Here is a 14,111-nt window from a genome sequence, read left to right as displayed (position 1 = left end):
TGAGCCACGTTGGAAATTCCGCCCGACGCTCAAAGGGGTAGCGGCGGCATATCGCCTTCGCCGACCCGCCACACCCAAGAGCCGATCTCCGGTCGCGCGGCGATCATTTCGTCGAGCGACGCTTCGTAGTTTTCGTCCGCTCCGGCCGGAACGACAAAGAGCGCTATCGGGTCGTCCCTGTTCTGAAGCAACGCATTGGCGATCGGCTGGTCGGGTTGCAGGTCAAAGCGCAATCCCTTCACGCTCTTCTCGCGAAGGCGGGCGAGCCCATCGACGAGCCTTTTCTCCGGGACCGTCTCGTAAGGAAACCAGTTCTCGGAGACCACCATCAACGCAATCTCCTCGACAATGGCGAGGCCGGCCGGGTTCAGTCCGAACGTCGCGATCGTCATGAGATGCGAGCTGGAATCCGCTGCCCAAAGGGACAATTCTTTTTCAAAACGCGCCTGCAAGCGGCGATGCAATGCATCGTCGATCATGAAGGGAAAACCGGGCAAATGCCTGATGACAAGTTTCTGACCGGAACGAGCAGGAACAATCTCTTTCACCTCGCCGACCAGGACGAGCAGTTTTCGGGGGCCGGATTTCGGCGGGAGCGCCGTGCCGAGAACCGCGTTGCGACGGTGCTCAATGGCTTGCTTGTTCTCAGCGCGAAATGGCTCGGGCACGAACAGGATATCCGCGAGCGGGCCGCCCCTCACCGTCATTTGCCCGGCAGCCTCGAGGAGATGCCAGCGGACATTCCACCAATGTCGCTTGCCAGCCCACCTCGATGTCCAGACAGTCAGTTCGGCCTCGTGCCAGAGATAATGAAGCAGGCCACGCAGCGACATCCTCGTGGGATCGGCGGTTAGACTGGCGGAACTTTGCCCTGCAGGCACGGATGCGGCCCGGCTCCCCGTCTTCGACAGGCTGAAATCCAACTTGAGAGCCGCCATGCCGCTTTGCGGATCGAGCAGTATCGCGCCGCCCAACAGTGCGCCCAGGCCGGACAGTTCGTAAGGCGATTCATAGGAATCACAGGATGGATCATGCCCGCCGCCGCTCAGCGGCATGCGCTTGATCAGATGAAGGTCGCCGATGCGGGCGATGTACATCGGGCAGCCCGGCTCGCGGCACAGGCATAGCGGACGCTCGGCGCGGGTATAGGCGTTCGCCAGCGCCGACTGCAGGTCAGGCGCTGCCTCCTCGTAGACCGCACTGCCAATTCTGAACCGTCGCATCCCCTCCACAGCTCCAGGTCGCCGCCGCCCTGTGCGCGCATTCAAGTCATGGGTTTGCAAAGAGCGCAACCCCTTTGGTGCATCGGCGCCAGAGGCAGAGGGGAGCAGGGAGGAGCGTGGCCCGGCTGGCGCGGAGAGAGTGTCGGCGCGGGCGCCACTCCCCTCTCGCGAAGGACATTTCCATGAACATTGTTTCGACTACCTCGACCGTCGCATGTACGGCTGGTTCCCTCGACGCGCCGACGCCGGCCTCCATCAACAACGCAGAGGCGATCCATCAGGCGGGAAGGCTGCTTCTGCCTTTCCTCGAGCAGGGCAAGCCTGTCACCACCGCCGCACTGCGCACCGCCATGGCGACCAGTTTTGGCGGCAGCGATGCTCAGGGGTTCTGGGTCTGGAAGGACGCCTATGAGGCGCTCGAAGTCGCCCAGGTGCTGTTCTTGCGCCGGTTCGGCCCTGCGATCCTGTCCCGGTCCACCACGCCCCAGGCAACGCTGGCGATGATCAAGCGCATCGCCGATCTTCTTCCCACCCATACGCGACGGTCCGACGAGAGCCAGGCCATGCAGCAGCTGTCGACGCCCTTGCCGCTCGCCTTCGTCACGGCGCACGCCGCGGCGATCGCATCTTGCGACCTGGTTCTCGAACCTTCGGCCGGCACCGGTCTGCTCGCCGTCCATGCCGAGATGGCGCGCGCTTCGATCGCCCTCAATGAGCTTGCCGCGACGCGGGCCGATCTCCTCGGACTGCTGTTTCCAAGGGTCCCCGTCTCGTGGCACGACGCGGCCCATATCGACGATCATCTCGACGCGGCCATCGAGCCGTCCGTCGTCTTGATGAATCCACCGTTCAGCGTCGGCGCCTATGTCGACGGCCACGTCACTGACGCGGCATGGCGGCATCTCTTTTCCGCATTCGCCCGCCTGCGCGCCGGCGGGCGCCTGGTCGCCATCACCGGCACCGGGCTGTCTCCCGAAAACCCCAAATGGCGGCCGGCCTTCGAACGCCTGCAGCAGCAGGGCATCGTCATCTTCACCGCGGCGATCGACGGCCGTGTCTACGCCCGCCATGGCACCGCCACTGAGACCCGCCTGACAGTTATCGACAAGGTACCGGCCACCGACCCGAAAAGCTTCGTCTGGTCGCCGAGCAAGGCCACTGAAGTCGAAACGCTGCTCGCCTTGATCACGGATCTGCCGCCCCGGACACCGGGTGGCTTTCCGGATTCGATCGGCACCCTATCGAACGGGATCCTGCGCAATGCCGCCATGCAGAGGGCCGCCCGATCCGCGGCGAGAGCCGGACCCGTTGCGGCCGTTGCCGCCGTTCCGCAGGTCATCCGGCCAGTCCGCCCTGTTGTCCTCCGGGCAAAGCCCACCCGCCCCATCATCGCGAGCACCCCCCCGGCTGTTCCCCTCGCCTATGAGCTGCGCGACTGGATGCCGGAGGACGGCGGCCGGCTCACCGACACGATCTACGAACCCTACGCGCTCCAGTCGATCGATATTCCCCGCGCAAAGCCGCATCCGACGCCGCTCGTGCAGTCAGCCGCAATGGCCGCCGTCGCGCCGCCAAAACCTTCCTATCGGCCGCTTCTTCCTGATGCGATCATCGACGAGGGCCTGCTGTCGGACGCCCAGCTCGAAAGCGTCATCTATGCCGGCGAAGCCCATTGCGGCCATCTCGCCGGCGCCTGGAGGGTTGACGAGACCTGCGAGGTCGTCTCGGCCGCACCAGAAGGGGCTGCGAACGCTGTCCGCTTCCGCCGTGGATGGTTTTTGGGCGATGGAACCGGCTGCGGCAAGGGACGGCAAGTCGCAGGCATCATACTCGACAATTGGCTGCAGGGGCGCCGCCGTGCGATCTGGATTTCCAAGTCGGACAAGCTACTGGAAGATGCCCAGCGCGATTGGGCGGCACTTGGTCAGGAAAAACTTCTCGTCCAGCCGCTGTCGCGCTATCGGCAGGGCACGCCGATCTGCCTTGCCGAGGGCATCCTGTTCACGACCTACGCGACGCTGCGCTCGCAGGAACGGGAAGGCAGGAAATCCCGGATAGCCCAGATCCTCGACTGGGTTGGCCAAGAGGCGGGGAGGGCCGAAGGCCCGACAGGGAACGGAGAAGAGTCGGCAGGGAGGGCCGAAAGCCAGACAGGAATTGGAGAAAACCCGTCGGGGGCGAAAAAATCGTTCGATGGCGTCATCGTCTTCGACGAGGCCCACGCCATGGCCAACGCCGCTGGCGGCAAAAGCGAGCGTGGCGACGTCGCGCCGTCGCAGCAGGGCAGGGCGGGACTGCGGCTGCAGCACGCCCTTCCCGACGCGCGCGTCGTCTACGTCTCCGCGACCGGCGCGACAGCGGTCGAGAACCTGGCCTATGCGCAGCGTCTCGGCATCTGGGGCAGCGAGGATTTTCCATTCGCCAACCGCGCCGAATTCGTCGCCGCGATTGAGGATGGCGGTGTCGCGGCGATGGAAGTGCTCGCCCGCGATCTCAAATCGCTCGGCATCTATGCGGCGCGGTCGCTCTCTTATGACGGGGTCGAATACGACCTGCTCGAGCATGCATTGAGCGACGAACAGATCCGCATCTACAACGCCTATGCCGATGCATTCCAGGTCATTCACAACAACCTGACCGCTGCACTCGAGGCGACCAACATCACCAGCAAGGCCGGCACGCTGAACCGCGACGCAAAATCGGCGGCGCGTTCAGCCTTTGAGAGCACCAAGCAGCGCTTCTTCAGCCATCTCATCACCTCGATGATGACGCCGACCCTGATCGGCGCGATAGAGCAGGACCGCGCCGACGGTCATTCGGCGGTCGTGCAGATCGTCTCGACCGGCGAGGCGCTGATGGAACGACGGCTGGCCGAAATCCCGACCGAGGAGTGGTCGGACCTGCATGTCGACATCACGCCGCGCGAGTACGTCGGCGGCTACTTGATGCACTCCTTCCCAACCCAATTGTTCGAGGAATATTCGGACGCGGAAGGGAACGTCTATTCGCGGCCTGTCCACGACGAAGATGGCAATCCGGTTCAATGCCGCGAGGCCGTTCGCCGGCGCGACGAGATGGTCGAAAAACTCGCATCGCTGCCGCCGGTCGGCAGCGCGCTCGACCAGATCATCCACCACTTTGGCACCGACACCGTCGCCGAGGTGACCGGCCGGTCGCGCCGCATCGTGAAGAAGACCGGCCGCGACGGCATCGAGCGGCTGGCCGTGGAAAACCGCCCTGGCTCAGCCAATCTCGCCGAGACCCAGAGTTTCATGGATGACGACAAAAGCGTACTGATCTTCTCCGACGCCGGCGGCACAGGCCGCTCCTACCACGCCGATCTCGGGGTCAGGAACCAGAGGCTGCGCAAGCACTATCTGCTCGAAGCCGGCTGGCGCGCCGACAACGCCATCCAGGGTCTCGGGCGGACCCACCGCACAAATCAGAAGCAACCTCCGCTGTTCCGGCCCATGGCCGCGAACGTGAAAGCCGGCAAACGCTTCCTGTCGACGATCGCACGACGGCTCGACACGCTGGGCGCGATCACGCGCGGCCAGCGCCAGACCGGTGGTGCCGGGCTGTTCCGCGCCGAGGACAATCTCGAAAGCCTCTACGCGCGGGCCGCACTTCGCCAATTTTACATGCTGCTGCATCAGGGCAGGATCGAAGGTTGTTCGCTCACCACCTTCGAGACGGTGACCGGGCTGTCGCTGACGACCGACGAGGGCGGGCTGCGCGACGAACTGCCGCCGATCACGACCTGGCTCAATCGCCTGCTGGCGTTGCGGATCGAAACCCAAAACCTGCTGTTCGAGGTGTTCGAGCAACTAATGACGGCGAAGGTCGAGGGCGCGATCGCTGCCGGCTCCTATGACAAAGGCCTGGAGACGATCACGGCGGAGAGTATCGTCGTCACCGATCGCCGCACCGTCTACGCGCACCCAGTCTCGGGCGCGCAGTCGCATGTGCTGACCGTCGCGCGCAAGGACCGAATTCGGCCGCTCAGCCTCGTCGACGCGCTGGCCATCGTCCGGGCCGAGCCGCAAGCGGTTCTGCTGGTGAACGCCCGTTCCAACCGTGCGGCGATCCGGCTGCCCACTGCGAGCCTGATGCTCGACGACGGAACCATCGAACACCGAGTGCGCCTGCTGCGGCCGACGGACGAACAGCGCTTCGGGCTCGACGCCCTTGCCGAGACCCACTGGCAGCCCGCCGATCGGAATCTGTTCTGCGACCTGTGGCAGGCAGAGGTCACTGCCGTCCCGGAGTTCACCACCAGCACCTTTCACATCGTGACGGGCCTGCTGTTGCCGATCTGGCGTCGGCTGCCGGATCATGATTGTCAGGTCTATCGGATCCAGACCGATGCCGGCGAGCGCATCATCGGGCGTCACATCGCGCCGACCCTTGTGGCGACCATGTTGCGCAATCTGGGTATCGATCATGTACCGGCGCTCGCCCCGCAAGATGCCTGGACCGGGCTCGTGGAAGGCAGGATCGGACTGCAACTCGCCGATGGCCTGATCCTGCGCCGCAGTCGGGTCATGAACGACCACCGTATCGAGCTGATCGGCTTTACCGACGCTTTTGTTCCCCGGCTGAAGGCGCTGGGGCTGATCTCCGAAATCATCTCATGGAAGCTCCGGCTGTTCATCCCGACGAGCGAGAAAGGGCCGTCCATCCTCGCCGCGCTGCTCGACCGCCACACACTGGTCGGCGTCACCGACCGCGCGGCAGCGGCGTGAGGGGGAGACGATCATGACCGTCTCGGCCTCCGAGCTGGCACGCCGCCTTGGCGAACATGCCGAGGCGGTGTGCCGCGAATATCTCTCCAACGGCCATCGCTCCGGCAACTACTGGATGGTCGGCGATGTCCGCAACACGCGCGGTCGCTCCATGCATGTGCGGCTCAAAGCGGTGGGCGGCAAGGCAGCCGGAAAGTGGGTCGACGAGTCGTCGGGGGAACATGGCGACCTGCTTGACGTCATCGAGCTGAGCTGTGGTCTGGTCGACTTCCGCGAGGTCGCGGACGAAGCACGTCGCTTCCTCTCCATGCCGCTGCCATCGCCCCAGCCTGCGCCCCAGTCCCTTGGCGCGCATCGCCAGCCTGCCGCGGCACGCGGCTCCCCCGACGCTGCGCGTCGCCTGTTCGCCATGTCGCAGCCGATCGCCGGCACGCTGGCCGAACGATACCTCGCCGGCCGCGGCATTCTGCTCTCCGTGCATGAGCGTGCGCTGCGCTTCCATCCCGGCTGCTACTACCGGGATTTCGTGACCGGCGAGACGCGGACCCTTCCCGCCCTCATCGCCGCTGTCACCAGCTTCGACGGGCAGATCACCGGCCTGCAACGCACCTGGCTTGATCCCTCGGGTCAGGGCAAGGCGCAACTCGCCGATCCACGCCGCTCTCTGGGTCATCTCCTGGGCAACGCCATCTGGCTTGGCCTTGAGCCCGGTGCGCTCGCCCCGGTCATGGCCGCCGGCGAGGGGTTCGAGACGATGGCGTCGCTTAAGGTGGTGATGCCGGCGCTGCCGGTTGCCGCCGCCACTTCGGCCAATCACCTCGCCGGCCTGATCTTGCCGCCTGGCTGCCGTCGCCTCTACATCGCAGCCGATGCCGACGCCGCCGGCCGGCACGGCATCGAGCGTCTCAGCCAGCGGGCAGCCGAGGCCGGGATTCTCGCCTTGGTATTGCGGCCGCAGCTCGGCGACTTCAACGACGATCTGCGTCATCTCGGCCCGGCCCATCTCGCGGCATGGCTCAGCGACCAGCTTGTCCCGGAGGATGCCCGTCGCTTCCTGCCACCCGGATGAATGGGTCGGGCCGGCACGCGGGCCGGCGCGACGTCGCCGGATAGCCTGCAGGCATGGCGGCGGTCCACCGGAGAGGCCGCGCCAGCGGCCTGCCTGAGAGGCGACCCCTGCCACCCCCCGGTCACGGCCGCAACGGCTTCGCCGTCCTTCGCTCGCGCTCCGGCCTTCGGTGCGGCCGCGCCCGGCGCGCGGCCGGGATGCGCTGTCAGGCCGCGATAGGCGCGGCCACAACCGACGGAGACACCGCCATGACCTACGACCTTCCTCTCGACGACGCCTACGAGCCCTACCACGCCTCCTCGCCGACTGACCGCGTCATCCTCGAACTGCAGATGTACGGCCATCGCCCGCATCAGGACGAACCTGATCCTCGGCCACTTCCCGACGACGAAGTGATCCGGGCCGGCCTCGCCGGGATCGTGGAAACCTTCGCCGGCATGCTTGGTGACACGAGGCTCGAACCCGATCTCGACGACCTGCTCTGGTCCTTCGCAAACGTCTTCCACCGTGCCGCCGAGCGCGTCGTCCGCAGCCTCGACCGCAACGAGGAGGCGCAGCGCTCGAGTCAGCAGGAGCAGGACGGCTCGGAGGTAAAATCGGTCGAGCTGGAGCGGCTGACCGCGGAAGGCATCAGCTATATCGAGCGCCGCAACGTGCTCGAAATCATGCGCGATGAGGCCGCCGACCTCTACGAGGCACAAACCGGATCGGCATGGCGGCCGCGCACCGGCTCCAAGGTCTCCCACCAGGCGATGACCGCTGCGGTGATCGACTCCAGAGACTTCCTCGCCGCCCGCCGCCGCGCCGAAACCGAGGTGCTGGTGCCGGCCGGCACCAAGATCGCCTTCGCCGGCGGCCTCGACTGCAACGATCATGACCGGATCTGGGACGCGCTCGACAAGGCCCGCGAGAAGCATCCCGACATGGTCCTGCTCCACGGTGGCAGCCCGCGCGGCGCCGAGCGCATCGCCGCCTGCTGGGCCGAGAACCGCAAGGTCACCCAGATCGCCTTCAAGCCGGACTGGAACCGTCACGCCAAGGCGGCCCCGTTCCGCCGCAACGACCAGCTTCTCTCGGTGGTGCCCTACGGCCTGATCGTCTTTCCCGGCTCCGGCATCACCGACAACCTTGCCGACAAGGCGCGTCGGCTGGGCATTCCCGTCTGGCGGTTCGCGGAGGGCGGCGCGTGAGCGCCGTTTTCTTGCAAATCCAGAAAATCCAGATAATATGGAGACTGATCAAGGAGTCCAGCCATGCGCCAGTTCACGACGGGGGATCTCAACAAGCAGGTAGGCGACGTCACCGACGTTGCCAGCCGCGAACCCGTTATTCTCACCAAGCACCGGAAACCCCGGTTCGTGCTGATGAGCTACGAGCACTACGAACGGATGCGCATCGGCGGCGATCCCCGCCGCGCATATCATGTCTCCGAGATGCCGGAGGAACACACGGAACTCTTCGCCGCCGAGATCGACCGCTTGGCGCGCGGGGAAGGATACGATGATGAGCGGTAGATTTCTGCCTGGTCAGGTGATCTCCTACCCGTATCTTTGGGCATGGCAACACGAGCGCGGCGAAACGGAAGGCCGCAAGAGCCGGCCGACCTGCGTCGTCATCACTGTCCGCGGCGCAAGAGATGGCCTGACCCATCTCGCGCTCCTGGCGATAACCACCCAGCCACCGACCAGTGATCGGGTCGGTTTGGAAGTCTCCGCTATCGAGTGCCGCCGCGCCGGTCTGACCGATCTCAAACGCTGCTGGATCGTGGTTGACGAATACAACTACGATATTGCCGAACGCTCCTGGTACATCGAATCCGACGGCAAGCCCCTCGGTCGTTTCAGCAAGGCATTCATGATGAAGATCGCAGGCGCCTTTATCGAAGCGCGCAGCGAGGGCCGCCGCGTCAGCCGTCTGGATTGACGTTCTCTTTTTGCGGCCATGCGCTCGATCCAGGGCGTGAGCCTCTGGCGGGCTGACAAAGACAACTAGCTCCAAGCGCGAAGCGCCACTAGCCAGATGCGCGTAGCGCCTCCGGCAGCGGCAAGGTCCGGGCGCGCCGGCCTGCGGCCGGTCGGGCTCTAGTCGCGGCGTCCCGCCGCTCCCCGAGCCGGCTTGGCCGTCTCGGCCTTCGGGTGACGATCCCTTCTTCTGTAATCGGTGGTACCTAGTCAATGGTCAGATCAAGGGCATGACCTCTTAAAAGGGTTGTTTCGGTTGCCGTTCGATTTGCGCGGTTCTAACCGCATCCTGGATCTCTCTTCTGTTCGGGGTCCGTCGCTAAGCGCGGCCCCATGATGGGCTACGAGGGTCAGCCGTCCAATCTCGCAGGGGCGCGGTTTACATCGCAATGTGCCGCTAGGATCGTCACGGACTGGCTTTCCCGTCGTCCAGGCTGGGTTTTAGCGCAAGGTTGAGAGTGCGAAGGGTATCGGCTATGTCGCCGGTATCTGCACCTCATCCCCCGGCTCGAACCGGCTCCCGGATATCCAAATACGGTGCATGATGACCGCGAGTTTTCGCGCGACCGCAACAGTTGCCTTTTTTAGACCGCGACGGCGCGCGATTGCGATTCCCCAGGAGCGAAGCCGTGACTGTTTACCGATCCGGGTCATCAGGGCCGATGCAGCTTCGTAAAGCAAATGGCGCATCATCCCGTCGCCGGCTCGACTGATCCGGCCTGCTCTATCGATTTCTCCAGACTGATAAATCCGAGGGGTCAGACCAAGGAGCGCTCCTGCTGCCTTCGATGAAGAGATGCGAGCGGGATCATCAACTGTCGCTCGGTAAGCAAGGCTTGTGATGGGACCTACGCCGGGGATCGTCATCAGCCGCAAGCAGACGTCGTCAACGAGCTGCGCGTTGGAGGACCTTGTCCATCTCTTTCCGTTCGTTTCCGAGTTGTTCAGCCGATCGCAGAAGCGGCCCGATCGCGATCTCCAAAGCCGGCTTTTCGGCAAGCAATTCGCGTACGCGTTCAGAAAACTTGCTGTGATGCGTCGTTCCCATCTTCAGCCCGTGCATTCGTAGGAGCCCGCGGATCGTGCCCTGAATTTGAAGCAAGGCCGCCACGATTTGCCGCCGCGCCTGAAGTGTTGTTCTCACCATCTGCGCTTCGAATGATTTCACATGGACGGCTCTATAATGTCCGATGCGCATCATTTCGGCGAGGCCGCGAGCATCATTCTTGTCCGTTTTGACGGGCCGCGTGGAAAGAAACCGCTGAGCATGGTTCGTCTCAACGCAAACAGCCGTAAAGCCTGCTTCCGTCAAATGACGATGCAACCACTCAGACAAGGGGCAGGCTTCCAGCCCGACCTTGTCAATGTCGACCTGCCAAGCGGTGAGTTTGTCGATGATGGGACCAGGTTCGCTATCCACCTTCCCTTGCCAGACGATTGTGCCGTCAAGCTCAAGAATGCAGATAGAAGTTTTATTCAGGGAGATATCGAGTCCTACTACTTTGCGCATACCAGGCTCCTGTCTTGGGGAATCGGCAGAAACACTAGCAGGTGCTGGCGCTGACGACCGATTACCCCATCTCGCGCAGGGCCCGCGGGAGAGGGCGGCTAGCGCGGGGCGGGGGACGCTGGAGAGAAGGAAAGTCACCATGTCGATGATATTCATAGGTGGATCACGCGAGATATTCGAGCTGCCGGAACCTGCCATCGCTCGCATCGGCGCAATCGTTGCTGCCGAGCATGGCGTGCTGGTTGGCGACGCGCCTGGAGCCGATGCCGAGGCGCAGGGCCTGCTCGCCGGGTACAAGTATGAGCATGTCGGCGTCTTCCATGCCGACAAGGAACCCCGCAACAATCTCGGCGACTGGGCCGCCTACCATGTTCCTTCTCCTGAAGGAGTTCACGAGCACTGGTTCCACGCCGCCAAGGACCGGGAGATGGCGCAGCGCGCCGACTTTGGCATGATGGTCTGGGACGGCGCATCACCCGGTACGGCCGTCAACGTGTTTCGGCTCGCCATCGCGAACAAGCCGTGCGTGATTTACGATCTGACCAGGGGCCGGATGGCGACGACATACAATGTGAAGGACTGGTGCGCCATGCTCCGCCATGCCGGTCCGGACATTCGCCGCCAGGTCGAAGCCCGCATGATGCCGGACGAGCGTCTGGCGTTGCCAGGATGATGGATGCGGTCCAGCCGACAGCCCGGCGGGTTCCTTATGTTCATCCGGCTCCTCGCCGCCTAATCCACTTGTATGAGCGGGCGGAGCCGGCCCCTTTTCCACGCGCAGAGCGCCGGGCGTTGTGCGGATGATCATCTTGACCCGTCTCGCCTCTGAAGCGGGTGCAAGCCTGCCGAACAACATCCTGGCTTGCCGGGTCATCCAACCTGACTGCGCGGTATCGTCCCGAGGGGCGTGAAGTTCGCTGCCAGCCGGCTCCGATCTCGAAACCGCTATGCCGCCATTCCGAACACGCAAGGAGGTCACGCGCCGGGCTGCTGTTCGATGTGTTGGCAATGCCGACGACATGACCCGAGAGGCTGCAGCATGTTCCTGCGATCCGGCAGCGTTGCGTCGGCGGTCAAGCGATGGCGGCCTGGGTTCTTGTCCATCTGCCGCATCCGGGGCCATTCCCGTTTCATGTCGCCTTTGTAGACGACCGCCTGCTTTGTGCGGTCAACCCCCGTTGGGGGTACACTCGGCGAATATTCAGGAAAATTCGATTTCTGTTTTTGGTCTGCGGGCAGGCGAAGGGCCTGCCCGCAATTCTTCGGCAAATAGAATTTTCCAGAATTTTCGCCGAGATGACCGCAGCAGGACGGCCCTCTCCTTTGGCGCCATCGGGAATGGTCCCGATGCAACCGAAGGAGAACTACCATGGCCACCACGATCGCAAACCTCACCACCAAGGCCGACGGCTCGATGGAAGGCGTCTTTGCCACGCTCCGGGTCAATGCCCCGATCACCCTCATTCCGAACACCAACAAGTCGCGCGAGGACGCCCCCGACTACCGGATCGTCAACAAGCGCACGGGCTTCGAGATCGGAGCCGGCTGGCACCGCATCTCCCAGCGTTCGGGAGAGGAGTACCTCTCGGTCAAGCTGGAAGCCCCCGAGATCGGCGTGATCTTCGGCAACCTCGCTCCCGCCCCCGGCGGCGAGGAAAACAAGAAGGTCATCCTCTGGAACAACCCCCAGTGAGGCATCGGTGGCCGGCCCCGCAAGGGGCCGGCTCCCCACCGGCAAAAGGAGGTTGCAATGAGCCGCTACACCATCACTGTCACTGGCACCGTCACCGGACAGGGCCGCTCGGACCCAGACGCTGTCATCGGCTACGACCCGCCACTTCGAACCTACTTCCTTCAAGCGTTCCCGCACGAAGAAACCGACGAGCCCGGTCTTTGGCTCGGCACCCACGATCGCGCTTTCGAAACGCTTGAGGATCTTCACCGCGCTGCCATCTCACACGGCTACGACTTCATGCCGCTGTCGCCCAAACTGGCCGCAAAGCTGGCCGACGACAAAGCGGCAGCCAGCGGGCGTCCGGTGCAAAACGCAATCCTCGGCCAGGTGCTGAAACACCTCAACCAACCCAAGTAGGCAACACGTCTCAGGGCCCGCGACGGAACACTCCGTCGCGGGCCCTTTTTTTGCGCGTAGCAAAAGAGCCACGAACATCACCCGCTACAGCAAGAGACAGCGACTCCAAACCGCCGATTATTCCTTCGGCAGTTTGTGCTTATGAATGCGGATATAGTCCTGGACAGCCTTTCGCAGCAGTTCGGTCATGCTGTGCCCGTTGCTGATCGCCAGCAACTTGAACTGCCGCTGCTCCGCAGCCGTCAGGTAGTAGCCGCAGCGGATCATCTCCTCCTCGCGAATCTTCTTTCCGGCGATGGGGTCCTTTTTCTGACCCTGCCGCAGCAGCTTGCGGAAATCGGGCCCGACTGCCGGTGACGGCTTTGTCGATTCCTGCATCTGTGGCGCAGCTTGCTCCTTGTACCCTGACGGCTCGGCCTTCGGTGGGATGAACATGCTGGGCAGCGCCGGCGGCTGCGTGGAGATCGCCTTCATCATGCGGGCTTTCTTGTCGTCACCGGGTTTCGGTGCGGTTTCTTCGCTCATGCCGCGTTCCTTGTGGCTTCGATGAAGGTTTGCAGAAGGTCGTCAAAGACCCCTTCACTCTCGGCAATCGCCTTCGCATCGGGCACATCGGGGCTGTAAAGGGTCTGCCCGGTCTGGAGGTCACGGTAGGCAACGCGATTGTGCAGGACGTGTTCTGCAATCGGCGTGCCGTTGGCCTGGATGATGGCGCGCAGTTCGGTCAGGGCTCGCGCCCTGCCATCGATGATGGTCTGCTTGGTCAGCACGAATATCGCAGGCAGCGGTCTCCCCCGGCTCTCGACCGCCAGCGGGATGTAGTGGTCGGTGATCTGGATGGCGGCGGTCACATCGTCGAGGGCAAAATAGACCGGCACGACGACGATATCGGCGGCGAAGAGCCCGGCCATGAGGTTATCGTTTGTGGTGCCTTCCGTATCGATCAAGACGACCGAGCGTTCACCGTTGTGAGTGGCTGCCGCGCGAAGGATTTCCTGCGGGGTCATCGCGCTCACCATCTGGAGCCTGTCAGGACGATTGCCAGCTTCGCCCAGCATCTGGAACCAGCGGTTCATGTTCTGCCGCCGGTCGCCGTCGATGAGAGTGACCGAATAGCCCCTATGCAGCGCGACGGATGCGAGGGCACGCAGCATCGTCGATTTGCCAGTGCCGCCCTTGGGGATCGCAGCGGAGATGATCATGGGGGCCTCCTTCCGGCGTTGTCTCCTTGTCTCCATGTTAACATGGAGACAAGTCATCATGGACACATGAAACAAAATCACGGTCGAAACATCATGACATAGTCGACGGGGAAGCCTGGTTTGGCAACCCAGGCGCGCACAGATAAGGGCTCGCTAAAGATGCAGTTTTTGCGCAGCTGCTTTCGTCAGAAAAGAAGGTCCGGTGGCCCATCGACTGCGCATTTCCGACTAAGCTTTGCCGGCTGCGCATAGGGCCCGTTGTATCCATGTTAACATGGATACAAGTCGCCAACGCATCATAGACACATC

The 14,111-nt window shown here is 63.6% G+C and carries 14 protein-coding genes; 8 read left to right on the top strand and 6 right to left on the bottom strand.

Annotated elements, in window-relative coordinates:
* Positions 1-29: 29 nt before the first annotated feature.
* A complete protein-coding gene (locus tag AC1D1L_RS26540; protein ID WP_477344290.1) occupies positions 30-1,223 on the bottom strand; it encodes a DUF1173 domain-containing protein in 1,194 nt (397 codons plus the stop codon).
* A gap of 182 nt (positions 1,224-1,405) precedes the next feature.
* Here AC1D1L_RS26540 and AC1D1L_RS26535 point away from each other — a divergent pair, with 182 nt between their 5' ends.
* The 5 genes from AC1D1L_RS26535 to AC1D1L_RS26515 all read left to right on the top strand — a co-directional run bounded on the left by AC1D1L_RS26535 (position 1,406) and on the right by AC1D1L_RS26515 (position 8,960).
* On the top strand, positions 1,406-5,968 hold the full coding sequence (locus AC1D1L_RS26535) for a strawberry notch-like NTP hydrolase domain-containing protein (protein WP_477344274.1): 4,563 nt from the start codon (positions 1,406-1,408) through the stop codon (positions 5,966-5,968).
* 13 nt (positions 5,969-5,981) lie between these two features.
* Positions 5,982-7,037, top strand: coding sequence for a DUF7146 domain-containing protein (locus tag AC1D1L_RS26530; RefSeq protein WP_477344273.1), 1,056 nt, complete (start codon positions 5,982-5,984; stop codon positions 7,035-7,037).
* A 248-nt stretch (positions 7,038-7,285) separates the two neighbouring features.
* Positions 7,286-8,227, top strand: a complete 942-nt coding sequence (locus tag AC1D1L_RS26525) for a DUF2493 domain-containing protein (protein ID WP_477344272.1) — start codon at positions 7,286-7,288, stop codon at positions 8,225-8,227.
* A 63-nt stretch (positions 8,228-8,290) separates the two neighbouring features.
* Positions 8,291-8,551, top strand: a complete 261-nt coding sequence (locus AC1D1L_RS26520; RefSeq protein WP_057143280.1) for a type II toxin-antitoxin system prevent-host-death family antitoxin — start codon at positions 8,291-8,293, stop codon at positions 8,549-8,551.
* Positions 8,541-8,960, top strand: coding sequence for a hypothetical protein (locus AC1D1L_RS26515; RefSeq protein ID WP_199201351.1), 420 nt, complete (start codon positions 8,541-8,543; stop codon positions 8,958-8,960). Before AC1D1L_RS26520 ends, AC1D1L_RS26515 begins: the two co-directional genes overlap by 11 nt.
* A gap of 512 nt (positions 8,961-9,472) precedes the next feature.
* On the opposite strand, the gene AC1D1L_RS26510 is transcribed toward AC1D1L_RS26515, so the two are convergent.
* Complete coding sequence (locus tag AC1D1L_RS26510) at positions 9,473-9,865, bottom strand: transposase (RefSeq protein ID WP_477344289.1); 393 nt, start codon at positions 9,863-9,865, stop codon at positions 9,473-9,475.
* 19 nt (positions 9,866-9,884) lie between these two features.
* Positions 9,885-10,508 carry an IS110 family transposase gene (locus AC1D1L_RS26505; RefSeq protein WP_477344271.1) on the bottom strand — a complete coding sequence of 208 codons (624 nt, stop codon included), beginning with the start codon at positions 10,506-10,508 and terminating at the stop codon, positions 9,885-9,887.
* Between the two features lie 139 nt (positions 10,509-10,647).
* Between AC1D1L_RS26505 and AC1D1L_RS26500 the strand changes: the two genes are divergently transcribed.
* The gene (locus AC1D1L_RS26500; protein ID WP_199201349.1) at positions 10,648-11,181 is read left to right on the top strand and encodes a hypothetical protein; all 534 of its coding nucleotides are present in this window, start codon (positions 10,648-10,650) and stop codon (positions 11,179-11,181) included.
* Positions 11,182-11,221: 40 nt separating this feature from the next.
* Here AC1D1L_RS26500 and AC1D1L_RS26495 read toward each other — a convergent pair whose 3' ends face one another.
* A complete protein-coding gene (locus tag AC1D1L_RS26495) occupies positions 11,222-11,518 on the bottom strand; it encodes a DUF736 family protein (protein ID WP_446720631.1) in 297 nt (98 codons plus the stop codon).
* A gap of 359 nt (positions 11,519-11,877) precedes the next feature.
* On the opposite strand from AC1D1L_RS26495, the gene AC1D1L_RS26490 reads away from it, so the two are divergent.
* Both AC1D1L_RS26490 and AC1D1L_RS26485 read left to right on the top strand, forming a co-directional pair.
* Entirely contained in the window at positions 11,878-12,201 is a 324-nt protein-coding gene (locus AC1D1L_RS26490; protein ID WP_006205585.1) for a DUF736 domain-containing protein, read from the top strand.
* 57 nt (positions 12,202-12,258) lie between these two features.
* Complete coding sequence (locus tag AC1D1L_RS26485; RefSeq protein ID WP_199201348.1) at positions 12,259-12,600, top strand: hypothetical protein; 342 nt, start codon at positions 12,259-12,261, stop codon at positions 12,598-12,600.
* A 117-nt stretch (positions 12,601-12,717) separates the two neighbouring features.
* On the opposite strand, the gene AC1D1L_RS26480 is transcribed toward AC1D1L_RS26485, so the two are convergent.
* The gene (locus AC1D1L_RS26480; protein ID WP_477344270.1) at positions 12,718-13,125 is read right to left on the bottom strand and encodes a hypothetical protein; all 408 of its coding nucleotides are present in this window, start codon (positions 13,123-13,125) and stop codon (positions 12,718-12,720) included.
* Positions 13,122-13,802: a ParA family protein gene (locus AC1D1L_RS26475; protein WP_199201346.1), complete on the bottom strand. Its 681-nt coding sequence runs from the start codon at positions 13,800-13,802 to the stop codon at positions 13,122-13,124. Before AC1D1L_RS26475 ends, AC1D1L_RS26480 begins: the two co-directional genes overlap by 4 nt.
* Positions 13,803-14,111 lie beyond the last annotated feature (309 nt).

It is taken from the genome of Mesorhizobium sp. P2_D6, assembly GCF_056404315.1.
The sequence above is the reverse complement of the archived record's forward strand: the minus strand, read 5'-3'. Positions and strand labels throughout refer to the sequence as shown.